This is a genomic window from Chamaesiphon polymorphus CCALA 037 (assembly GCF_003003845.1).
Taxonomy (GTDB): Bacteria; Cyanobacteriota; Cyanobacteriia; order Cyanobacteriales; family Chamaesiphonaceae; genus Chamaesiphon; species Chamaesiphon polymorphus.
Genome location: NZ_PVWO01000028.1, coordinates 1 through 24,142, shown reverse-complemented (window position 1 = coordinate 24,142; position 24,142 = coordinate 1). Strand labels below are relative to the sequence as shown.

The window sequence follows — 24,142 nt, the reverse complement described above, 5'->3', positions numbered from 1 at the left end:
TTAAGGTTACAGGCTTGCTCATTGTCAAACTTTAACCCAATTTGACTACCTCTCTCCAAAATGAGCGAACCGTGAGTAGTCAGTTGTAGCGACGATCTTACGGCTAAATTGTGGGATCTGAATACAGCTACTTGCGTCCGGACTTTTAGCGGACATGCGATGGCGATTAAATCGATCGATCTCGCTCCAGATGGCAACCAGTTCGCAACTGGTGGTACGGATGGTGTCCTCAAACTGTGGCAAATTGAGACGGGGGAATGTTTGTGGACGAGATTGGCGCATCAGAATGAATTGGGGACGATTCATTTTAGTCCCGATGGTAAAACCCTGGCGAGTGGTAGCTACGATAGTACGATTAAAATTTGGGATCCAGCTACGGGAAATTGTTTGCTTACCCTCACTGGACACCACGCTCCAGCGATCCAAATTAAAATTAATCCTCAAGGTACGCAGCTAATTAGTGCTGGAGCCGATCGAGTCGTGAAGCTTTGGGATTTAGTCACCGGAACCTGTCTTAAAACCCTGTCGGGGCATACTGGCTGGGCGACAGGGTTAGATTGGATTGCCGACGGAAAAACGATCGTCAGTGTCAGTCTCGATCGGACGATTAGAATCTGGCAAGTGTCTACAGGACAATGTTTGCGGACGATTCAGGGCTATGGACGCGAGATTCGACCGATTTGCTGGAATCGAAGCGGATCGAGGATTGCGGCTGGTGGTGGCGGTTATAACGCCCGCATTTGGGATGTCGAACGAGCTATCTGCGTGCATGATTTCTGGGCGACAATTACTTGGGTCTGGTCTTTAGTCTATATTTCCCCCCCAGATTCCGATCCGTTAGCCCCCGAACTAGTCGCCTGTGCTAGTTATTCCCCTGCAACCGAGTTGTGGAATCCTCAAACTGGAATCCTCGATCGATCTCTCCCCGAAGGGGATAATATGATGACCGCAGTTGCCTACCATCATGGCAAAAATTGGTTAGCATCTGGTAGTTTCACTGGCAAACTCAGTATCTGGGATTTGAATAGCAATCCGCCTGTGGTAGCGATTACAGGTATCTATGGCGGCGGTATTTGGTCGCTCTCATTCCAACCACAGGGAAATCTCCTCGCCATCTGCGGCGCAGATCGAACGATCCATCTGTTGGATCTAGACAGCCGCGAACATCGCCAATTGGCGGGACATGAAGCTAGTTTAAATTCGGTATCTTTTAGTCCCAATGGGCAACTCCTCGCCAGTGGTAGTTTAGATCGAACTGTGAAAGTGTGGAATGTCGCCACAGGAGAATGCTCGATGACATTATCCGGTCATACCGAACAAGTAGCTAGTGTTGCGTTTGGGGGCGATGCCGTTGGCGTAGCCTCTCCTTTGGAGCATAATCCGATCCTGGCGAGTTGTTCTAGCGATCGCACGATTAAACTCTGGGATCTTAGCACCGGAATCTGTACTGCCACCCTCACCGGACATACCGATCGCGTTGAATCGATCGCCTTTTGTCCCAATCCCGCCACACCTTATCTCTTAGCCAGCGGTAGTTATGATGAAACTCTAAAAATCTGGGATGTCCGCACTGGAGTATGTGTGAAAACTTTGACACTCGATCGACTGTATGAAGGAATGAAAATTAGTGGAGCGAAGGGTTTGACTACCGCTCAAAAAATGGCTTTGGAATTATTAGGGGCATTAGTCTAAATCCAGCAAGGTTTCCCCCTAAAAGATCGCCACTGGATTCTTCTATAACGTGGCTCCTAAAGCCGTTAAATTATCCTGCTGGGCAGCAGTCAATCCTTGGATGCCCCGAATATTCATCCCTTCATAGGGTCGCGGCGATCGAATGATTTTGACGCATTCACCCGTGGCAACATCCCAGAATCTAATGGTGGCATCGGTGCCAGTACTAGCTAGCAACTGACGATTGGCAAAATCTGTGCTGTAGTGCGGCACAAAAGCCACTGCAAACACACTATGCGGATGCCCCCGCAATATGTTCAGACATTCTCCGCTTTGCACATCCCAGAGCCTCACGGTACTGTCGTAGCTGCCACTGGCCAGGATTCGACCGTCTGCGCTCAATGCCACCGAGCGCACAAACGCTTGATGACCGGATAAAACTTGGAAACATTCACCAGTTTTAACGTGCCACAGTGCCACGGTATAGTCGATACTACCACTTGCTAAAATATCGCCATCAGGGTTTGCCGCGATCGAGAGAATCCCTTGCTGCGGCCCCAACAAAGTCTGGATACATTGACCCGTCTGGATATTCCAAAACGAGAGCGTGCGACGGCTCGCACTTACTAGCATCGGTGGTGAGCCAATGAAGGCTACCGATGTGACCCAATCTGTATGTCCTGTCAAAACCTGAAGACACTCACCCGTAAGCGTACTCCACAGTCTAATTGTATGATCTGAGCTACTACTAGCCAGGATTCGACCGTCGGGACTAAATGCCACCGACCACAGGCCATCGGTATGTCCGGTTAAAATGTGGCAGCAATGGCCGTCCCGGACGCACCAAAGTTTAATAATTGGGTTGTCACCGCTACCCCCACTAGCGAGGAGTTGGCCGTCTGGACTGAAGGCTACCGTTCTGATGGAGCTATTATGACCGCTCAAACTCGTAGATCGATTCTCTGAAGGGGATGCTACGCCAACGTCCTGGAAATTCCAGAGTCGGATCGCTCCACCAAAGTATCCAGTAGCTAGCATTGCTTCAGGAGCGGCACTATCTGGTAGGGGTGCTGCGGTAGATGGGGGGGCAAAATCCATCGTATAGATCGTATTTGCATAGCCCTGAAAAACTCTCAGACACTTGCCAGTATCCAGACTCCAGAGCCTAACCGTGCGATCTTCACTACCACTAGCTACGATCTGATGAGCCGCATTGCCAGCGAGCGACCAGATACAATTCTCATGACCGATTAGTGTCTTGATACAATCTCCAGTCCGAAGATCCCAAAGCTTGATGGTTCGATCCTTGCCGCCGCTGATGAGCGTTTGGCCATCTTGAGTAAAGATTACCGACTGCACTCGATCGCTGTGCCCCAAATAAGTTCTCAAACACTCGCCAGTACTGGCATCGTAAAGTTTGACGGTGCGATCGTCACCGCCACTGGCGATAGTCGAACCATCAGGACTCAAGGCCACTGAAAAGATCCTGCCTTGATGAGTTGCTACTGTTTTAAAGCATCGTCCGTCGCGAACGTTCCACAGCCGAATGTTTGCATCGACACCGCCGCTGACAATGGTTCGACCGTCGGGACTGAAGGCCAATGAGTAAACTGCCTCGGTATAGTCGGTGAATGTCTGCAAGCACTTACCAGTGTTGACATCCCAGATCCCGATCGTCCAATCGTCGCTACCGCTGACTAAAATGTCATCGCAACCACTGACTAAGAGGTTGCCATCGGGACTAAATGCCACTGAATTGACTGCCTGAGCACGATCGGTGAATATCTGCAAGCATTTACCCGTCTCGACATTCCAAAGCCGCACGGTGCAGTCAAAACTGCCACTGGCTAACGTTCGACCATCGGGGCTAAAAGCCATCGATCGCGCCCAATTGGTGTGACCGCTTAAAATTGATTGCAGTTGATGCGTGCGGGTATCCCACAACCGAATATCGCCGTTGAAATCGCCGCTAGCCAGATAGCAACCGTCTGGACTAAGGGCAACTGCATGAATACTGCTGAATGTTTCGGCAAAAACTGAGTAGATCCAATTGGTGTTCGTAAAATTAGTATCGTGTAAATTTATGCCGAGTACATAAGCTTGCCAAATACACAAACCGGAAAAATCGTAGCCAGTCAAGTCGATCTGCAAGTGATGAAGCAGGTTAATCAGATTGCCACCTGCATAGCCTTTTGTACCAGCAAATTCAGTTCGCAGTTTAACTAATAATCGATCGAGTTGCTGCTTAATTTCTGGTTTCGATCGCAATTTACCCATGAGTCTTTCGACCAGCGGGACTAAAATCATCCGCACTTGGCTCTCGCGTACATAGTCTTTAGCCTGAGCCTGCATCAACGCATGGCTATTAAAAATTGCTAGATCTAAAGTAGTAATTTCTGCACATATTCGATCGATAAATACGGCAGTGACATACTCCATTACCACGGGTTGCAAGGTAAAACATCCCGAACTTTTTTCGATCGTACTTTGCCGATCTAACGCTCGTAATGCACTCATTACTTGCGTTCTATATCCGCTCGGAATGAAGTCGGCTAATAGTTGCGAGATCGATATAGCTTCGCGCCCGATCGCTAACCAGTACATTACTTGTTGCTCGATTTCGGACAATCGCTCGAATTGCTGACTTAATAAAGCCTCAATTCCATTGCAGAGAATTACCCCCTGTTCTAAAAACGCGCTCACGCTACCGTCGAATAGATCCCGAATTGTCGTCGCCGCAATTTTAATCGCTAACGGGTTGCCAGCATAAGATTGATGTAACTGCTGCCAATCGCTGGCATTAGCTGTATGACAACCATTAGCCGTCCCGTTGGCGTAGCCTGTCTGCAAGACAATCTTTTGGACTTGGCGTTGGCAAAGCCTCTCAGTATCAGAATCGCTCAAACCAAGTAAATCCAGAGTGCGAACTGCCCCAGATTCCCCTTCTAAATGAATTAAAGTTTTGGGCTTTTCGCGACTGGTTAATATTAAACAACTAGCATGATGTTCGGTCGCGATCCGACGCAGGAGTTCGCTATAGCCAGCATAACCGTCGCGATAACTACCATGCGCGAGAATCGATTCAAAATTATCGAAGACAATTAGACAGCGAGTAGTGCGTAAATATGCCATTAATTGCGAGATCTGAGCATCGACAGTATCCGCAGGTTCGGTTTGTTGTTGGCGGGAGACAAAAGCAATGAGCTGAACGAGAATTTTATCCAGCGGTGGGGCATTGCGCAGGGATTGCCAGAAGATGCGACCAAATTTTCGCTCGGCTGCTAACTTTTGAGTGAGGAGGGCTGCTAGCGATGTTTTACCCATACCACCCATCCCGACGATCGAAATCAGCCGACAACGTGGCTCAAGAGGATTAACGTCAGAATTGTCATCCAGCCACATTTCCAACTGCTGGAGTTCGGTTTCGCGCCCAATGACGCTAGAAACATCGATCTGCTCGCCCCAATAGCAATCTCGATCTGGGGGTGAAGCTGGGGTAACTTCTAGCACCGCTAATTTTGACATTCGATTCGGTTCAGCCGACACTTCGACAAGATCGGTGCATCGCGCTGTGCGTTCGCTCCAGCGGCGTACTACCGAGCGCAAATTATTTTTGGTGACTGGTTCGCCCAATACCTGAGTCAATTGTTGCCACAGTTCGCAGCCGATATCGCGGATATAGCCAGTGTCATAGCCAATGCGCTCGGCCATATTGGGATAGGTGCGACCTTCCCAAGCGTGACGAAACACTTGCTCTTGAAGATCGCGGAGACTTTGAGTCTGAAGCAGTGGGTCGAGTAATGCTAAGGCTTCATCTGCTGTCATTTGCTAAGACCCTGCCATCATCTATTTCTTAAATTTTAAGCGGAATAATCTGACAATTACCTTCGATTTATCCGATCTTTTCCGATCTTTTCTGGCTGTCAAACTAGCTAAGGGCGCATATTCTAAAGACATGGAACAGCTTAAACCCTTTGGTCGCACCAACTCACACTTCAATTTTCGCGATCGCCAAATTTCACCCGTTGGCAAAACCGCTCCCTTTGGAGCATCGATAACACCCAGCTCCCGAGCCAGATAAGTGTGAAAGTAGCCCGCTAAATTTTGGCAACTGCTCGGAGTATTTCAACCCCAAATCAACCTACTTTAACCAACTGCTTACTAAAAGAGGTGTCTCAGTCATGAAAGCTAACTCTTACATCAAATTCACCAACATTCTCGATCTCATCCAACTTCATGTTGATTCGTTGGCGCGTAGCCTCTCCATCGGGAGAATCGATCTACCCAAGATCGGTATTCGTGGGAGCCTCTTTACAGCTCCGCATCGGCTGTCAATAGCTGCTGAAGAACTAAAACCAAATGATGCGAATGTAGCTCTGAGCGATTCGGCAAAGCCGACGCTGCTTGGTGAAACGCACGCTGAGGGAACCTCAGCGCGATTTCATCCGCTACGCGAACGGGGAAATACTGGCAACCACCAACTTCCAACACATCAATCCGCTCGTCGGCACCGTTCGATCGACTGGCGGTGGCAATCTCAATTAATAAATTGGTTTTAATCGCATTCACTTACTATCTCTGACCTAAAATTAAATACCATGAAACTCGCAATTGTCGAACCAAAAAAAGTCCGCTCTAGTTCTGTTAGTTCCATCGATAAAAAAAACAAAAATCCTCGCTTGCTGGCGCAATGGCAATCGATCGATGGGAGACTGCAATGCCGATGGTTTTTTGATTGAGCTGTGCTGCTAAATACCCCAGCCACTCTTGTCGCAGTGTGAGCGGGTTTCCCGCTCATACTGCAACGCTCCGTGCGAGTGCCCCACGCTTTGGCAGCGCACCAAGCAGTGCGTCAAGACAAGACAGGCACAGTAGCCTCACCACTTGAGAATCGACAGCTTCTAGTGCTATATTTCAGGGATTTTATGTGGAAACTACTGAGCGATCTTTTCTCACATACTGAGTACAATAGGAACTAATTTGTGATGGCTAAAAATAATGCGGTTTTTATCGATTTTACCGATCGTGTCGATCGGCAGTTTAATAACAGCAGCTATTGCCACTGTGCCGTCACTCAATGGTGCCAATCTTCAGTCTGCTTTGCCATTGGGATCGACAAGTAATGCTAGTCAAAATCTTGCCAGCCCGGAATCGGCAACCGTACCCGATTTTTTAGTTTTGGGCGGTGGTGGCGCGCCATCTTATAACGAAATTGCGATCGAAAAAAATGTGCTTTATTTTCAACGCACGATGAAGACATTGGGCTTCGATCCCAGCCAAGCGACAATTTTATTTGCCAATGGTAACGATGGGCGCAAAACGGTACGCTATTTAGACACAAATCGCGTAGAACGATTCAAAGTACCTAATATCCCCTATCTAAAAGCTGCGGCGACAGTTGACAATTTACAGCGATCGTTCCAGCAGATCGCCACTGCATCCGCATCAGATCGCCGCCCGCTGTTTTTTTACTTTACCGGGCACGGTTCCCGCAACAAAGAAGACGAAGATAACAACGCGATGCTGCTGTGGAACGAGCACAGCTTGAGTGTGCGGGAGTTTGCGACATTATTGGATCGGTTGCCGCCCACAAAGCCCGTCGTCACTGTGATGGTGCAATGTTATGCAGGTGCGTTTGCTAACTCGATCGTCTATCAAAATGGCGATCCGCAAGATAAAATAGCCGAACGACATCGCTGTGGTTTTTTTGCTACCACCAAGCATTTACCGTCAGTGGGCTGTACTCCTGAAGTCAATGAAGCCGATTATCGAGACTATAGTTCGAGCTTTTTTGCTGGTTTGAGCGGCACCAATCGCATCGGGCAGCGCGTCGCCTCTGCTGACTATAACCAAGATGGGCGGGTATCCTATCTAGAAGCCCATGCTTTTGCTAAAGTTGACGAACAAGCTGCCGATTTACCGATCTCCACCTCTGAATCCTGGCTGCAATCTCAGCTTTCGGAAGCAGCCACAGCGAAGCTGCTCGATAAGCAGTCGCTCGCCCAATTGATAACCACCGCCCGCCCCGAACAACGTTATGTGGTGCAATCTTTGGCTCAACAGCTTAATTTCGATCGGAGTAAAAGCTATCAGGATAACTACGATCGACTCGATCGATCTGTGACGGAAGATGAACTAAAATCTACCTATCTAGCCCGACTGAAAATGGAGCTAACTAATATCGCGATCGAACAGCAGCTTCGCACTAGCAAGAATACCCAAAAAATTGCAATTCTCGATCGATTGTTAAAGTGCGAGTCGGGTTCCCTGGGTAAAGGTTAATCGTTAGATCTCGGAATTGTCAACGACTAGAAGTCGTTGCTAGTGTTGCGTAGTCCGCCTACGCGGACTAGGAAATTAGTCCGCGTAGGCGGACTACGCATCATGAGCGGCGATTTCAATCGCGCGGCGCAACTGAATCTATACCCAACGCTTGCTGCAAGATTTTGCGTTCCTCGATCGATAGTTCCATCCACACTCGCGGATCGTCTGGTTTTTGCTTATAATGCAACGCGGTGGTGAGTAACCGTAATGGTAATTGATATTCGGGTAATTGGTGTGTAAGTTCGTGCCAAGTATCATGCCAGAGAGTGGCTGTGGTGTCGCTAATGAGAGGTGATATCAATTTTTTGCACGCGCTGACTAAGCCATTGGTAACGGCGGTGGGAAAAGGATCGAACCAGTTTATTAAATCGGTGATTCTAGATTGCCATTGGGATGAATCTTGTGAGAGTAATCCGTTTAAAATTAGATAAGCATCACCAGAATAAGATTTATTAGTCTTCTGAAATAGATTTAATACATTCTTTATTGCTTCGGAACCCTCATTCCATCGATTCATTCCTAGCAATATTTCAGCTTGGCTACCTAGTGCATCGACATAATTTGGGTCAATTTTAATAGCTTTTTCGATGCAAGTAAGCGCGTCTTCATAATGATCTAATCTTGCAAATGCAGTACCACGGTTATTCCATGCTTGAGGGAAATCTGGTTTGAAACGGATAGCCATATCATAACTAGAGATTGCTTCTTCATAGTGACCTAAACTCACTAGGGCAATACCAAGGTTATAATAAGCATTGTAAAAATCTGGTTGATAAAAAATAGCTTGGATATAACTAGTAGCCTCCTCCTTGTAACGGTTTAACATGCCTAAACAACAACCTCTTAAATACCACGCATTACAATTACCAATCTCAATAGCTAATGCATTATCACAACTAATAAGAGCTTCTTTCAATTGTTCTAATCTTAGCTGGCAAGATGCTTGCTTAACCCAGTCTTCACCAGTGCCTCTAATTGTTGTCAACTTTTGTATGTATTGCAGTTCATCATCTAAAAGACCTAGATCGTAGCAGCTTTTTATTAGATCCAAACAGATTGCTACTCGTGGATCTTTCTCGTTAATGTTACTCTCTTGTAAAGCTAATTCTAAATGCTTGTGAACAAATCCATCAGATATTCGCTGATGCAACATATCTAATTCATCTTTAGAATACCAAGCCCGCAAAAAATCCACCATAAACTTGAGCGTACCATCTCGCTCTTTCTTCATCCCCAAACAAATCCGCATCAGCGGTTCTTTCAACGCATAAAACGATTCCCGCCCGATCGATTCCACATTTACATAGCCTTTTTCCTTCAACTCCTTCAACTGGCTCGAAGTCGTTTGCGATGTGATAAAACAGCGTTGGGCGATATCTTTTACCGTAGCTGGATACTTTCGATCGCACAAAAACTCGACAATTTCCCGCTGTTGTGACGATAAATACTGCATCCGCGATTGATAATAAGGCGTGAGCGCATCCAACAACGCCATAAACGGTTGCACCAATTCTTCCAAAGATTCCCGCGACAAAAACTCGGCAAAAATCACATAGATGCGCGGATTTCCCCCCGCTAAATGCTCCACCGCTTGCACCCGCGCTTTGCCCATTGGGGTTTTTAAAAAGTCCACTAACTCGGTTTGTTCTCGCAAACTGGCGATCCGAATCAATAATTGCACCGCTTCGGCTGCTGTTAGCTCCTGTAACCGCACGGGACGAAAGAAACCATACAAAGGCTTATTCCGACTTTGCACGCCGTTAAACAGCCGTGGAGCCGTCGCTAAAATCGTACAACAGCCGCTATTTTGGAGAAATGCCCGTAATTGTTGCTGTCCCCGATCGCCTAAACCTTTAAATAAATCGTCCAGATTTTCGGTAATTAATAGTAGCGTTCGATCTCCAATTATCTCAGTTAGCAAGCTCATTGCTGATTGTTCCGCTTCGGCTGGAGATAGCTCGTACAGAGCCTCGATCCGTTGCTGAATGGCTGGATCTAGAGGATCTATGGCTCTCAAGATTCGCAACAATAATTTGAGAAAAGAGGTAATTCCCCACTCTTCTTCTCGCAACCAGGCAATTAAGATTCGCTCTTTCAAATCCGCCATCGCCTGCACCCGATGATAAACCAGCGATACCAGATGAGTTTTCCCCATCCCTCGCGCCCCAATTATCAGGCTATGATGCTTCGTTGGAGTCAATACACTCTCACGAATTCGATCGACTAAATCCGCCGCTATCGCTTCGCGCTGCACGAAAATCGATTCTAAATCGGCAGGATTCATCAAGCTGGGTGTAAATGAAAATATAGTTGGCGATTTCATCATCCCAACCCCCGACTCAATTTCCAATATTGTTGAATTAACGGAAACCTAAACACATAAGCACCCGCATTTTGTTGTCCGATATAATGGTCGCGTTGCAATAAATTTAGAACTTTGAGCAACATCTCTCGATCGAGATTTTGCAAGTTACTTTGCACCTGTAAACGCTGTAATAAATCTGGCAATGGCAATGAGGTTGCTGTTACTGCCAATTCATCTAGAACGCCCAAAGCAAATGGCACTATGGGCGATTCATAATATGTATCGATTCGTTCTCGATAATGCGCCATATCCCAACGATTGGATGGGTTATAAAGATTGTCGAGGATAATATCTGCAACGCTTTTTCGTGTAATGGGTGACTTTAGCTGCTGCAATTCATCGACAATATGATGGATATAATATGGTACGAGATCGACTGACTCGGCAATCGATCGAGCTAAATCTTTAACGTCAATTTTTGCGCCAGTTAACAACTCTTGTGCTAATAATTGAGCATCGTCTAATTCTAATGGTGTAACTTCTTCTTGGTGCATATCATTTGTCGTCGCTCCAGCCGCACCGACTTTTTTGAGTTGAGTTACCACATGATGCAACCCGATCGATCCGGTAAATACCATTCGCAAATTAGAATGGGTTTGACGCAGAGATCGCAACGTCGTCAAGATTTCCATCGTCACTGTTTCTCCTAAATCGCGATTGATATTATCGAGCATCATCGGCATCTCATCCCAGAAGAAAATTACCATTCCATCCTGTTGCGTCATCAAGTCTTCGATGGTTTTGGTGAGAATGGTTTTCCAGTGTTGTTCTACTGATTTCGGTAGTTTAAATCCTTTAACTTCTGCGCCGCTTAATTCTTTGAGCAACGCTCTCACCCCACCCATCGCCCGTTCTTTGCCGCTCAAATCCTGCTGAACGTCATGCAACACCGCTTCGACAAATTCTAATGGAGTCCGCAACCCCTCCAAATCCCGAAACTTTACCAACATCTGCGGTAATGGCTGTGCTGTCATCTTCTTGATGACGCTCGTCTTTCCCATCCGCCGCTCTGCTGTGAGTAACAAGCTCTGTCGCTCCAACACCTGCCACAGCCTTGCAATCAGCTTATCGCGCCCTAGTACTTCATCTGCTGCTAACTGCCCGCCAGGATTTGGTTTCATGAGAACATCGCTCGATCGACACTTACCATTGTACGTCAGTTTTTATTTACGTCAATTTCATCGTAGATCTTCGATCGAATCCAGCACTGTTCGGGCTTGGTGGCTCTCCCAGACAGCTAGAGCAGAAAATTGAGATGGCAACGGCTTACAGCACTGGGAGTCAGAGTCGATCTCGATCGATTTGAATGATTCAGAAACCCGACTTTTTCCAAAAAGCCCTCGATCTAAGCTTTTAACTAATGAGGCTCGACGATCCGATCTTTTCCGATCGTCAACACCATATTTTTACCGATCTTTTCTGGCTGTCAAACTAGTTGTGGCAACTTATTCTGGAGAAGAGATCGGCGATCTGCCCAAACTCAACTTCTATAAACCCGCAAAGATTAACAACAGGAGAATTACCAATGTTAAATCGACTTACTCACAGCAATAAGCTATCTCAACTCATACTAACAGCCGGACTCTGCTTGGCTACAGTTTTAGCAATCCAGATCGATCGCCCTGCTACCATAGCCACTGAGAAAAATCTCACTGGAAATGGTCTTATGCAAAACGGAGTAAGCTTAAATGGAACGAGCTTTAACGGAGCCAACTTGAATGGAGCAAGCTTGAATGGGACTGGTCTTAGTGAGAACGGAGTCCACTCGAACAAGTTTGGATTAACCTCACCAACCTTAGTAACCGCTACCCTCAACCAAAAGCCCATCTCAAAAATCCATTTAGAAGGTGGCCAACTTGCGCTCAAGATTAAAAGAAGCGATGTCTAGTGGACTTGTGTATACACCGTAGGGGAGGGAAGAGGGTCTGGAGGTGGTGGTATTCACGATCGATTGAAGAGAGCCATCTCCCATAACTGCCATCAAGTTTGCCATGAGATTTACACGAAAAATGTCTGTTTCCTTGCTGTTGGCAACGGGCTGTCTCCTGACGATCGTTGCATCCATTCAAGTCCAGAGAAACCTGAATTGGGAGGGCGCGGGGAAGGATCTGGCGATCGAGGGACGGGATGTAGCCGGAACCGAACTAACAGTTGTTGAAGGTGGGCGAGATCTCAAACTCAAGATCGCAGATGTTGACTTAGATCCTCAAGATCCCGAACGAGAGATTTATCTCTACACCGTTCTTTACCGCGATTCAGTCTCGGAACAGTGGCAAAATTACTGCCAACCCGATCGCGACAATGTTGCTAAAGCAATTCCCCTGTCGGGAGCTTGGGATCGAACGGGTAAACACCATGAGAATGGCCGCATTACCTTTGCTTGTACCAATGGGGTTTTAGCCAAATGCGTTCGGTTTGGTTATAAACCCTGGAAAACAGTTCGGGGGCGATCGCTGCGAGATTTCCATCAAGCTTGTACTCGCATGGTGCGGGCAGATTATTGCGGGAATGGTCGCGCTCATACTAAAGATGGAACAGCCATTGATATCTACGATCGACTGAGCATTCAAACCCGTACTCCTCACAGTGGCATGATTTTGGAAGCGGGTTGGAGTCCTGATGGTGCAGTATTTATCGCTCGGACTCGGTGGCCAGAGTCTTTAGCCAAAATCGAGCGGGAATGTCCCGATCGACTCAAACGCCCCGTGCGCAACTCGTTGGCGCAGCCTCTCCTTTGGAGAATCGATCCCACGGCGATTCAACAGCAACTGCCTAAAGTGCTGATTTTCAATGATTCATTCGATCTAATTCGATCGCAATCCTACCCCTGTGGCATCAGGAGATCGTTACTTCGATGTAGTTGAATTCTAGGTGGAAGATCGATTACCGATCGAGTCATCTTTCATCCATACCGCCAATCTCGATCGACTTTAAAACCATGACATTTGAATTCGACCATCTATTTATCTGTACCGATATTGGTGCTTGAAGACCTACCAATTCAAACTTAGCTCAAAGAAGAGAGGCATAATATGCAAACTACAGCAGTTGAAGACGTTTTACAATTTTGGTTTCCCAGCCTACCGCATGGCGATCTCACAGCACTCGTGCGGCAGTGGGAGTGGTGGTTTCGCGGTGGTGGCGATGCCGAGATCGTCGCACGTTTTTCACCTCTATTAGAACGCGCGATCCGAGGCGAACTCGATGATTGGGATCGGGAGCCGCGATCTCGACTCTCGCTGATTCTGATTCTCGACCAATTCTCGCGGACGATCTATCGGGGTACCGATCGATCGTTTGCCCAGGACGAAAAAGCCCGCGCTCTGACGCTCTCCGGCATCGAACTCGGTCACTATACCGCTCTAGAAACCCCTTGGGAAAAAACTTTCTTCTTTCTGCCCTTGGGTCATGCCGAGCAACTCCAACACTTAGAACTGTCAGTCCAACTGGCAGATGCGCTGGTGGATGAGTCCCTACCAAAGTATCGCTCGATGCTAGCATTCTCCGCTGCCCAAGCCCGTCGCCATCGCGATGTTGTCGCCAAGTTCGGTCGTCAGCCCCATCGTAACGAGTTACTGGGACGAATTTCGACCCCAGCCGAACTAGAGTATTTAGCGATCGGACAGCTCGTACATAAGCACCCATTTCCACCCGATCTCACACAATTTCTCATTCAGCATTAATTCCATGAAAGTTCGACCTGCCACTCCCGACGATCGATCGCCGATCTTATCATTTATCCAGCAAAAGTCAGAATTCGTTTGATTTTAGAGCGATCGAGCAATTGCTGTCGGACAACAACACAAACTTTTTTTCACCGACTGTGCATAAACCCAAAATTCCGAACGTGTATTCCCTCACAAGCAAACATACACCATTGGAAACAAGGAATTATGAAACTTTTTCGCTCTATCAAATCCGCTAAAGCTCTCGGTCTGGCTGTTGTAAGTGCTGCCACCATGACGATCGCAAATGTTGCTCCATCCATCGCACAAGCAGCACCCAACCCAACTGTCTCTTTCTCTAATCAAGGCGGCTATAACGCAGAATACTTTGTCTCGGGGCAGATTAAAAGCTTTGACGGGCGAGTCCTTCGCAACCTATCCACATTTCATAGCCAAAACATGCTACTGGGTCAAAAACGAGCGGCCTCCTTCCCGCTGACTGCCCAAGAGATCCAGCAGGGGGCGTCTCGATTCGTCACCGTCACAGGCCGCATGAGCCATAATCGCCAGGTCTTTATCCAAAAATCCTTCCGCCTTGACAGTAATATGTGCTTCTTCAACAGCGAAACCGTCTTCAACCCCAAAGGTAGTTTCCGCTCGGGTTCTTGCTAATTCCAACAGCAAAAATTCCATCTTCTAGGGGGAACCACCCCATTGGCAGAAAATAGTACGCTAAGGCTGACTATTTTCTCCCAATTCTGCGTTTCCCCCCTGCACGAATCAATTTTTGGCATGAGTTTCTAGTAGTTAGAACACCCTTTTTCCGATCTTTTCCGATCGTCAACAGCAGGTTTTTTCCGATCTTTTCTGGCTGTCAAACTAGCTGGCTGCCAATATTCTGAAAATATGGAGCAGGTTAAACCTTTCCACAAACTTACAAAAGATACAGGAGGAAATCATGTCGCCCACATCCAAAAATAGATCTATCTTCGATATCAAAACCGATTTACTGAATCGAGACCGATCGATCTGCGAGTAGGAGCGGGATATTTTGTGAAGATTGGGTTCTAGCGATCGAGACATATTTTCAGAGGTTAGATTCTGGCTTCAGTTCGATTATCCATACTCCGATCCATACTTTTCTGTATATACAGACTCAATCCAAACTTATATCTTGAAAACAGAGATTTTAATTTAAGTCACTTAGGCGGCAAAAATCATCGATTTTTCACCCAAATTCTACCCGTTCGACCTCTAATCTCAAAGACATCGACAGGATCGATTAGCTCTCAATTCAAACCACTCGAACCAAAATCTAAATACAGGAGAATGCAACTATTATGTACCGCTGGATTCAGGGTACGCTAGTTTTGTGCTGCTCGATCGCGTTATGCGATCGCCCTAGTTTAGCTCAAGCAACACCTAGCCCTAAAACTAATTCAACTTTAATAGCTCCAACACCATCATCAGTTATTACCCTTAAATCGGGGGAAATATTGCGGGTAAAAGTCAATCGGTTACCAGCTCAAACAGAAATTGCGGTATTTCTAGGCGATTTAGATATCACTTCTCAAATGCAACGAGAAGGACAAGAATTAGTATATAAATCTACTCTTTTACCCCTACCGATCGGGGAGCAAACCCTCACAGTTTATCGTACAACTACACCCGATCGATGGGAACCTGTCGCGACTTTTTCGGTTAAAATCGCACCAAATTCCAGCCAAATCGCTACTCAAACCGAAGAATCTGGTAAATCCCCAACAGCGACAACCCCAAAACCAGCACCAGTATCCAGCCCCGAACCGTCATCTACAACTGGCTCGACACCTACAAATCCGAGCGATTCTCAATCGCCAACTGCTACTACACCCCCATCAACAGGCTCGACACCTGCAACAACTTCAGCCGCTGCTACAGATCCTGCTACTCCCATCGGTTTCGACACCAAACTCAACGTCAACATTAAATCTCAACTCGCCGAATCCCGCAGCCCCGATGCGGGCGTTTCGCCCCGCCCGACATCATTAGATGCCGCCTTCACTGGCGAACTATCCGCCCTGTATCCCATCGGTACGGGCAAATTACAAGGCAAAGTCAGCCTCGTCGGTACCACCTTCCAACCGGAAGCCCTCCGCTTTGGCGAACTCCAAGAACGCGCTTCCCTCGTCGATTTGAGTGCCTACTCGATCGATTTTACCGATGGCGATAATAAAGTGGCAGTAGGTAACGTCTGCTTTGGCAACAATCCCTTACTCATCAGCAATGTCTGTACCAGAGGCGTGACAGCTAATGTCAAACTCAATAACTTCGCCGATCTCAGTATCGGACATCTGAGCACCACCGCGATCGTCGGTTTCGATAATATTTTAGGCATTGGCGAGAGTAATAATAATCTCTCTGGAGCCACCCTCGGTATGCAAGTGGCGAACAATGCTGCTGGCGGCGTGCGGTTGGAAACTACCGTGATGAGTGGTTCTCGTTTACCCGTCGCCAACTTTAACGTCGGTGAAGTTGTCGATGCCGAAGCCAGCGATGGCATCGGCTTGCGAGTCACTGCCGCTAACGATGACGGACGCTGGAAAGCCGATGCAGGCTTCGCTCGCAGTACCTTTACCGCTGGTGGAGCCAACGATCCGCAACTCACGGAGGGTACCAACGCTGTAGCCCTCCAACCCGTTACCAAACATGCCTGGTACGCCGAAACTAGCTACGATATTCTCAAGGATGTCAAACTAGATGATAAGCGCAATATCGCTCTCTCTGCCAATATCAAATTGGAACAGACAGATCCGCAATTTGGCACCCTCGGCGCGAGTGTCAATGCCGACAGATTACAAGCTCAGTATGGTATTAATGCCTCGATCGCGGGTGCAAATATTCAATTTCAGCATACTAATTCCGAAGATAATATCGCCAATCTACCCAATCTTTTGAAGACTAAAAATAACAGCGATACAATTAGCTTAAATGTACCTTTACAGTCAGTTTTACAAAACAACAGCACTTTATTACCCACAATTTCCTATCGCTATCAACAAACAGATCAAAAAGGCTCGATCTTGGCTGCGATAAATGGTGGTTTTGACGACAGATCTGAAATCCCCAGTCAACTTAACAATACTCAAGAAATTGGACTGGAATGGAAATTTTCCGACGCATTGTCATTCGATTATAAATTTAGTAATACTTTTCAAGACAATCGCCAACCGGGACGAGAGAATGCCGATTTTAATAATATCAGCCATCAATTCTCCGTCGGTTGGCAACCCAGTCAACAACTAAGATTCAACCTTGGCTACAACCTCACCAGTGCCCAAAATCTAGAACGCCAAATTACCCGCTTTACCCAGAGTCCGACCTTTGGCGTGAGTTGGGAATTCGTCCCCGATGTCACCTTAGCCGTTAATTACAATTTTAATAATGATTCTGATTCGATCGGCGAATCTTTAACTCGATCGAATGCTTTAGATTTACTCCTAACTTGGAACTTTAAAACCAATACTTTCGGTCGCGAAAATCCTGGTAGCGTCTTCCTCCGTTACAGCGGTCAATCGAATCTCAATAGTAGTTCGATCGACAATATTAATACCAATTCAACAATCAATACCATCAGCACAGGCATGAGCCTAAGTTTTTAAAACCCTATTCCCTATCCCCTATCCCCTATCCCCTAAACCATGAAAACCTTCACCAACTCACTCGCAATTTTCGCTTTAGGTGTAATTTTATTAGGAATGCAACCCGCTCAAGCCGTTGACGTTAGCCCTAGAGGGGTAAATGTCAAAAGTTTCGGTACGACTACGGTTTTTCTGACCTACTTTGGACTGAATAATCAAAGCCCCGCCGAAGCATTGTGGTGTGGCGAAATTAATGCCGATCGATCGTGTGTTTCTGGTACTGTGTTTGGGAGATTGCCGCGTCGGTACAATATCGGTCGAGCCAGCGGTCGCAATAACTATACCGATATCATGACCATTCCCGCTTCTGTGGCTCGTAAAGCCTATCAAGATGCTGCAAGAGGCAATAATTCCGATTTCTTCTACGTGCGCCGCTGGAGGAGCAATAACGGCGGCCCTGATGAATTTGTGGCTGTCACCTGTCGGTTAGCTAGTGGTGGCGCGCGAGTGCCTTTTAGTATTACCAGTGTCAAACTAGTTACTGGCGGTAAACCCGCTCCTGCGGTTGCTACCGGGTCAACTTTACCTCAGTTCGGTGCCCAAATTAGCTACAACGGTACGGGCAGATTGAAAGGCAGATGGGAAGTAGTATTACCTGGCGATCCGCCTCCAACTGGGCGCGATTTATTAACCGAAGCCAGTTTACCGCTCGAAGAACGGGGTTTGCAACGACGGTATACACAGTTAGAACGATTCGATGTCTTCTTGCAACCGACTGGGCAAGTCTTGTTACCAGGGCCAGATCCGACGAAATTTCCCAAAGGTTCGACTGGTGCTTATCAGATTTTATTACGAATTGAAGCAACAGATGATAAAGAAGGCGATTCGAGTATCGGTACGGGGATAGTTAATAGTGGTGGGGTCGCTGGTTTTCCGATGCCTGTGTTTCGTTATTTTATGACCGCTAGTGCCGATAAAATTACCCCGATCGAACCTGTAGCTAATCGTAAAATTGCGATCGGTGAAACTATTCGATTTAGCTGGCAGGGAATTAGTGCGGCGCGAGGTTATAAGTTAGAAATTAAGGATAAAGATCGCGTGATTTTATCCGCCTTATTACCAGCCGATCTCACTACCTATACCGCTCCACCTTGGCTCAAACAGAGGACAAATAAGTCATTAACTTGGCACGTTCAAGCTCTCGATCTCAATGGCTCAATTTTGACTCAATCCATTCCGCAACAGTTTCAGATTTTAGGAAAATGAGCATCGGTATTATAGAAACATAGTTAGATTCGCCAGGTGGTTATAGGGGAAAGGGGAAAGGAAATTGTTCTATCCTTTTGCCCTTACCCCTTTTCCCCTTACCCTTTACCCCCTTTTAACTGGCTAATGCTGGTAACTGAATCACCATCACCGAGCAAGGTGCATGATGTAAAACATAGTTGCTAGTGCTACCGAGAAAGATTTCACTCAACATCGATTTTTGATTTCGTCCCATCACAATTACCTCCGCCGACCAATTTTTGGCAAGTTCGCAAATCATCCGTCCAGAGTCACCAAAATTTTGCGAAACTTCAACTTCGATCCCACGCTCTTTGACTTGTGCGGCATAAGCTTGAAGACGTTCGATTCCCATTTTTTCGTACTCTTGCCACTCCTTGGTATATTGTTCGACTGCTACACTGTTAACAAGTGGAAACATGCCACCGACTAATGGGCTAAATCCGGTTGGTATAGCGGGATTGATGACATGTAGGATCAGCATCTGGGCACCAAATTTTTCAGTCAATGTCAATCCAGCATCTAAAATTGCTTGTGATTCAGCAGAGTCACCAATTGCGACTAAGATTTTTTTCAACATTAGTGATATTCCTCATTGATAACTTCAAGGTTAGTTAATTTGGCGATCGATGTAACCCGATCCTAAGTCGATAATTATGGAAGCTAAAGCACTATTTCAATCATTATATTAATTTGAATTCAACCCCAAAAATTAGTATGGTTATCAAATATTCACAACTTTTTCTGGCGATCGAGCTAAAATATAATTGGGATATTTACATCGATCGAAATAGCTCTACCACTGCGGGTTTAGTTACTTTCCCCATCACATTGCGCGGTAACTCAGCGACTAATAAAATTTGACTAGGTACCTTATAAACTGCCAATCGTTCCTTTGCCCAACTCCGCATAGTTGCCAACGTCAACTGGCATTGCGGCTCTAAAACTAACACCGCACATACCCGTTCGCCCCATTCTGGATCGGCGACACCCACTACCGCACATCCCTGAATATCTGGGTGAGATCGCAATACCTCTTCGATTTCGAGCGCGGACACCTTATAACCGCCAGTTTTGATAATATCGACACTCATCCGCCCCAACAGCCGATAGTTACCATCCTCTACTACCGCCAGATCCCCCGTGCAAAACCAGCCAGATTGGAAAGCCTTGGCAGTTGCGGTTGGGTTTTGCCAGTATTCTAGAAATACGCCTTGGCTCTTGACTTGAATTTCGCCGGGAGTGCCTGGTGGCACTAAGTCTCCATTCTCGTCCACCAATCTTACTTCCACCTGCGGTAAGGGCGTCCCCACAGAGCCAGCAGTTCTCTCTCCATGTAATGGGTTCGATATTGCCATGCCGATTTCAGTCATGCCATAGCGTTCGAGCAGAAAATGATTGCTTATCGTCTGCCATTTCTCTAATACTGTCACGGGTAAAGCTGCCGAACCAGACACCATCAGGCGCATTTTGTCGCAGCCAGCGGACAACTGTTGTTGACGCTCTCGATCGGCATTTTCCCACGCATTAATCAACTTTACATAAATCGTCGGTACGGCCATAAATAAAGTTAAATTGCCTTCACCAATCCGATTCCACACGGTTTGGGCATCGAATTTGGCTACCATCTGACATTCTGCCCCCGCCCATAACGCACAAGCTAGTACATTGACAATTCCATGAATATGGTGTAATGGGAGTACGTGCAAAATCCGATCGCGTGCAGTCCATTCCCAAGCATCAATTAGGCTGGTGACTTGAGCTTGGATATTTTGATGGGTGGTTACCACCCCTTTGGGTTTGCCTGTGGTGCCGCTGGTGTAGAGGATCAGGGCGCGACGGGCAAGATCGAGATCTGGAAGCACTGAGATCGAGTCTGGCAGTGGTTCTGACGTGAGGATAAAGCGTAAATTGCGATCTTGCGCGATCGGGCGTAAACTGTCCTCAAAATCTGGATGAGCGATAACGATCGATGCGCCAGAATTGGTAATTACATACTCCAATTCCGGACGTGGATGGACGGTACACAGCGGTACCGCAATCCCACCAGCCCGCCAAATCCCCCACAGCGTAGCGACATACTCAAACCCAGACGGGATCAGAAATGCCACTCGCCGCTCCTGCAAATCGGCGTCATGAGCAAGCAGATGCGTCGCGATCTGACTAGAGGCGTGCAGCAAATCCCGATAGGTAAATACTCCCGTGGTGGTGGAGATCGCTATGTTTTGGTCGTAGATCTTAGCACGCTCGATCGCGGGGAGATTCATTTTGGGTAATGGGTAAATATTAATCTTCTCTACTCATTCTGTAACATTTTGAGATAATTCATTGCTTTTTGATAAAAGTCAGTATTTCCTTGCTGCTTAAATAACTCTGCTGCTTTTTTCATATCCTGAATCGAGCCTTTTTTGTCATTGAATTCGTATTTGGCGATACTCCGACCGAGGTAAGCTAGTGCAAGTTCTGGTTTTAGCTCGATCGCGCGATCGTAATCGGCAATTGCGGCTTGTTTAGCTCCAGATTCATATTTAGTTACCGCCCGAATATTGTAAAGTTCGGCTATTCTCGGATTTAGTGCGATCGCTTTGTCAAAATCCTGAATCGCGCCTGGTTTATCTTCCGCTGTAGATTTAGCAATACCGCGACTAGTATAGGCTTCAGTATTTTGCGCGTCTATAGCAAGAGCGCGGTTATAATCGCCAATTGCGCCTGCATTATCGCCAGACTTATATTTAGCATCGCCCTGTGCGATGTAATCGGCAGCGGTTGGGTTAGATTGGGCGATCGCAATTGTGGGTTGGAGCGGTAGCGCGGTAGCAGGTTGAAGCGGAAGTTGAGTCAAAAGTAGAGCGGAAATGATTAGGGTGGTAGGTTTCACGATCGTTAGTGTGAAGATTATATTTCTAGATTGGGCAAATATTTGGGGATTATGCACTAAGCTGTCGAACATTTAAATCACATACTAGATTTTTTGAAAGCGGGGAGCGGGGAGCGATTTGCGCACGCCTTTGTTTCCCGACGGGTTAGCAAATCAGCGACGTGCGTTCTGGAGGTTTCCTCCAGGTCGAGCACGTCAAGACAAGACAGCGGGGAGCGGGGGAAAGACAAGTAAATTAAATGACTAACAGCTTACCTGCTTGCCAACGAGTTGCGATCCGAGCGATAAATCGATCGACGATACTCGCACTGGTGGTACTGAAGATCGCCAATCGAGCGTAATCATTCTCACATAACGGATCGATATAATTGATATATCGATCGAGGATCTTTGCCGCTAGCTGCTTGGTTGGTGGTAGCTTTTCATAGCAAAAATACAGTTCCTGCGCTAACTTAGCGAACTCAATTGTGTGGTTGCGATCCATCTGCTTAGTTCAGTATTTTTTTCGTACCTAGCAGATTATTCTAACTACAACCAAAATGAGCGGCTACAGGCGATCGTAATTTAATACAATATTTTATATAGCGATTAGCTAACTAGATCTGGATGTCCGATTTACCCAACAGAGCATCGCTAACCGAATTACCACTAATTTTAGCTGGGCCAATTCTGCGGCGCACTACGCCCCAATCGGTCACAGTTTGGGTTGCGCTGCAAGCTGCTTGTCGAGTCGAGCTGCGGGTTTTGGCGACGGCGGATAATGGCAACCAGATCGGGGAGAGTTTGCTGTTGGGGAGTCGAGAGACGATCGCCTTAGGCACACACCTACATATTATCGCTGTCACGGCGACGTCAGAGGGGAGTGTAGAATTAGCCACAGATCGAGTCTACGCTTACGACTTAACCTTCTCGGATGGCGATGGGCAGATCCCAGATCGATCGTTACAACAGGCGATGTCTGCGCCGAATATCCCGCACGAGCGGATTAGCTATTTCGCACATGGTTATCCCACCTTTGTCCTGCCCTCCAGCCAGCTCTGTGACTTGCGAATCGTCCATGGTTCCTGTCGCAAACCGCACGGGGAGGGATTCGATGCTTTATCGATTCTCGATAGTCTCCTCGCCGAATCGGCAGATTTGCCGTCACAACGTCCCCAGCAACTGTTTCTCACTGGCGACCAAATTTATGGTGATGATGTCGCCGATCCGTTGTTATGGGCGGCTAGCCACCTTGGTGAGACGCTGTTAGGCTGGACGGAACGATTGCCCGTGCGTAATGGGCGATTGCGTCAGATCGAGTATCGGCTGGCAACTGAATTCGCCCCTGGGTTGCGCGCCGAGATCGCCACTCGTCAAGCGGGCTTTACGGCTGGGTTGCGCGATCGCCGCAAGAAAGTTACCAGCCATTTATTCAGTTTGGGTGAATATTTGGCAGTCTATTTACTCGCCTGTTCGCCCGCGTGTTGGCCGCAGCTATGGCCATCGGGTCGTGCGGTAACTAAGGATCGGCAGGTTGCCAAGCAGTGGAATCGAGACATAGCACATTTACAGAAATTTGTCGAGGGATTGGGGCGAGTGCGTCGCGCCTTAGCAAATATCCCCATGTATACGATCTTCGACGACCACGATGTCAGCGATGATTGGAATCTCAATCAGGCTTGGTGCCTGCGGGTATTGGGCAAACCGTTGGGCAAGCAGGTGGTGCAAAACGCGCTCCTGGCCTATGCAATCTTTCAAGGCTGGGGGAATACGCCCGATCGATTTGAGGCGGGTACATCGGGCGGGAAACTACTAGCTGCTGCCCAAAAATGGTCGCTAAGTAGGGGCACCGATCTTGCCGCCCAGTTAGAGATCGCCCGCTGGGTAGGAATGCCACAGAGCGATTCGCGCACGGGTTTACCCAAATTTACACTCGATGGAGAGGTGGCGATCCTCGATCGCGATCCGGAGGCACTCGTCTGGCATTATACAATCGGTAGTAGTTGTCATGAAGTGGTGGTTTTAGATACGCGCACTTGGCGCGGTTATCATCTCGATCGATCTCCCATCGATCCGCCGATGTTATTGTCGCCCACAGCATTCGAGCGACAGTTAATCGCGCCGCTCCAAGCCAAATCGCCCACCGCTACCCCTGTCGCCACATTTATCGTCGCACCTACCAATTTATTTGGCTTAAAAATTATCGATTTGATTCATCAATGGTCGCTCGAACGCAATCGCGTATTCGCCACAGATGTGGGTGATGCCTGGAATATCCATACCCCAGCTCTAGCGCAACTGATAACCACACTCTTTGCCCATCGCGATACTGTCGTGGTGTTATCTGGGGATATTC

At 47.3% G+C, this 24,142-nt stretch carries 18 protein-coding genes; 11 read left to right on the top strand and 7 right to left on the bottom strand.

The features are described from left to right. Window positions 1-108: 108 nt before the first annotated feature. Window positions 109-1,692 carry a WD40 repeat domain-containing protein gene (locus C7B77_RS04010; RefSeq protein WP_106300555.1) on the top strand — a complete coding sequence of 528 codons (1,584 nt, stop codon included), beginning with the start codon at window positions 109-111 and terminating at the stop codon, window positions 1,690-1,692. Window positions 1,693-1,734: 42 nt separating this feature from the next. Here C7B77_RS04010 and C7B77_RS04005 read toward each other — a convergent pair whose 3' ends face one another. After that, window positions 1,735-5,496 carry a WD40 domain-containing protein gene (locus C7B77_RS04005; RefSeq protein WP_106300553.1) on the bottom strand — a complete coding sequence of 1,254 codons (3,762 nt, stop codon included), beginning with the start codon at window positions 5,494-5,496 and terminating at the stop codon, window positions 1,735-1,737. Window positions 5,497-5,852: 356 nt separating this feature from the next. Between C7B77_RS04005 and C7B77_RS29080 the strand changes: the two genes are divergently transcribed. Both C7B77_RS29080 and C7B77_RS03995 read left to right on the top strand, forming a co-directional pair. After that, on the top strand, window positions 5,853-6,230 hold the full coding sequence (locus tag C7B77_RS29080) for a hypothetical protein (RefSeq protein WP_146138174.1): 378 nt from the start codon (window positions 5,853-5,855) through the stop codon (window positions 6,228-6,230). 439 nt (window positions 6,231-6,669) lie between these two features. Continuing rightward, complete coding sequence (locus C7B77_RS03995; RefSeq protein WP_106300549.1) at window positions 6,670-7,953, top strand: caspase family protein; 1,284 nt, start codon at window positions 6,670-6,672, stop codon at window positions 7,951-7,953. 115 nt (window positions 7,954-8,068) lie between these two features. Here C7B77_RS03995 and C7B77_RS03990 read toward each other — a convergent pair whose 3' ends face one another. Beyond that, the gene (locus C7B77_RS03990; RefSeq protein WP_106300547.1) at window positions 8,069-10,321 is read right to left on the bottom strand and encodes a tetratricopeptide repeat protein; all 2,253 of its coding nucleotides are present in this window, start codon (window positions 10,319-10,321) and stop codon (window positions 8,069-8,071) included. Next, the gene (locus tag C7B77_RS03985; RefSeq protein WP_106300545.1) at window positions 10,318-11,481 is read right to left on the bottom strand and encodes an AAA family ATPase; all 1,164 of its coding nucleotides are present in this window, start codon (window positions 11,479-11,481) and stop codon (window positions 10,318-10,320) included. Before C7B77_RS03985 ends, C7B77_RS03990 begins: the two co-directional genes overlap by 4 nt. Between C7B77_RS03985 and C7B77_RS31320 the strand changes: the two genes are divergently transcribed. From C7B77_RS31320 to C7B77_RS03955, 7 genes are all read left to right on the top strand, one after another. Then, window positions 11,480-11,614, top strand: coding sequence for a hypothetical protein (locus C7B77_RS31320; protein WP_281261332.1), 135 nt, complete (start codon window positions 11,480-11,482; stop codon window positions 11,612-11,614). The two genes, C7B77_RS03985 and C7B77_RS31320, sit on opposite strands and share 2 nt — an antisense overlap. A gap of 271 nt (window positions 11,615-11,885) precedes the next feature. Next, window positions 11,886-12,248, top strand: coding sequence for a pentapeptide repeat-containing protein (locus tag C7B77_RS03980; RefSeq protein ID WP_106300557.1), 363 nt, complete (start codon window positions 11,886-11,888; stop codon window positions 12,246-12,248). A gap of 121 nt (window positions 12,249-12,369) precedes the next feature. Beyond that, window positions 12,370-13,224, top strand: a complete 855-nt coding sequence (locus C7B77_RS03975) for an ADYC domain-containing protein (RefSeq protein ID WP_245894042.1) — start codon at window positions 12,370-12,372, stop codon at window positions 13,222-13,224. 168 nt (window positions 13,225-13,392) lie between these two features. Further along, window positions 13,393-14,043 (top strand): DUF924 family protein, encoded by a 651-nt coding sequence (locus C7B77_RS03970; protein ID WP_106300541.1) that lies wholly within the window; start codon window positions 13,393-13,395, stop codon window positions 14,041-14,043. 210 nt (window positions 14,044-14,253) lie between these two features. Then, on the top strand, window positions 14,254-14,697 hold the full coding sequence (locus C7B77_RS03965) for a hypothetical protein (protein WP_106300539.1): 444 nt from the start codon (window positions 14,254-14,256) through the stop codon (window positions 14,695-14,697). A 668-nt stretch (window positions 14,698-15,365) separates the two neighbouring features. Continuing rightward, window positions 15,366-17,666: a superantigen-like protein SSL4 gene (locus C7B77_RS03960; protein WP_106300537.1), complete on the top strand. Its 2,301-nt coding sequence runs from the start codon at window positions 15,366-15,368 to the stop codon at window positions 17,664-17,666. A gap of 39 nt (window positions 17,667-17,705) precedes the next feature. Next, on the top strand, window positions 17,706-18,911 hold the full coding sequence (locus tag C7B77_RS03955) for a hypothetical protein (protein WP_106300536.1): 1,206 nt from the start codon (window positions 17,706-17,708) through the stop codon (window positions 18,909-18,911). Between the two features lie 115 nt (window positions 18,912-19,026). Here the strand turns inward: C7B77_RS03955 and C7B77_RS03950 are convergent, their stop codons facing one another. The 4 genes from C7B77_RS03950 to C7B77_RS03935 all read right to left on the bottom strand — a co-directional run bounded on the left by C7B77_RS03950 (window position 19,027) and on the right by C7B77_RS03935 (window position 22,291). After that, window positions 19,027-19,509: a universal stress protein gene (locus C7B77_RS03950; protein WP_106300534.1), complete on the bottom strand. Its 483-nt coding sequence runs from the start codon at window positions 19,507-19,509 to the stop codon at window positions 19,027-19,029. 196 nt (window positions 19,510-19,705) lie between these two features. After that, window positions 19,706-21,196, bottom strand: coding sequence for an acyl-CoA synthetase (locus C7B77_RS03945; RefSeq protein ID WP_106300532.1), 1,491 nt, complete (start codon window positions 21,194-21,196; stop codon window positions 19,706-19,708). A 29-nt stretch (window positions 21,197-21,225) separates the two neighbouring features. Then, on the bottom strand, window positions 21,226-21,807 hold the full coding sequence (locus C7B77_RS03940) for a tetratricopeptide repeat protein (RefSeq protein ID WP_181243697.1): 582 nt from the start codon (window positions 21,805-21,807) through the stop codon (window positions 21,226-21,228). Between the two features lie 235 nt (window positions 21,808-22,042). Further along, window positions 22,043-22,291: a hypothetical protein gene (locus tag C7B77_RS03935; RefSeq protein WP_106300528.1), complete on the bottom strand. Its 249-nt coding sequence runs from the start codon at window positions 22,289-22,291 to the stop codon at window positions 22,043-22,045. Between the two features lie 122 nt (window positions 22,292-22,413). On the opposite strand from C7B77_RS03935, the gene C7B77_RS03930 reads away from it, so the two are divergent. Continuing rightward, on the top strand, window positions 22,414-24,142 hold a 1,729-nt coding region (locus C7B77_RS03930), incomplete at its 3' end, for a metallophosphoesterase family protein (RefSeq protein WP_106300526.1).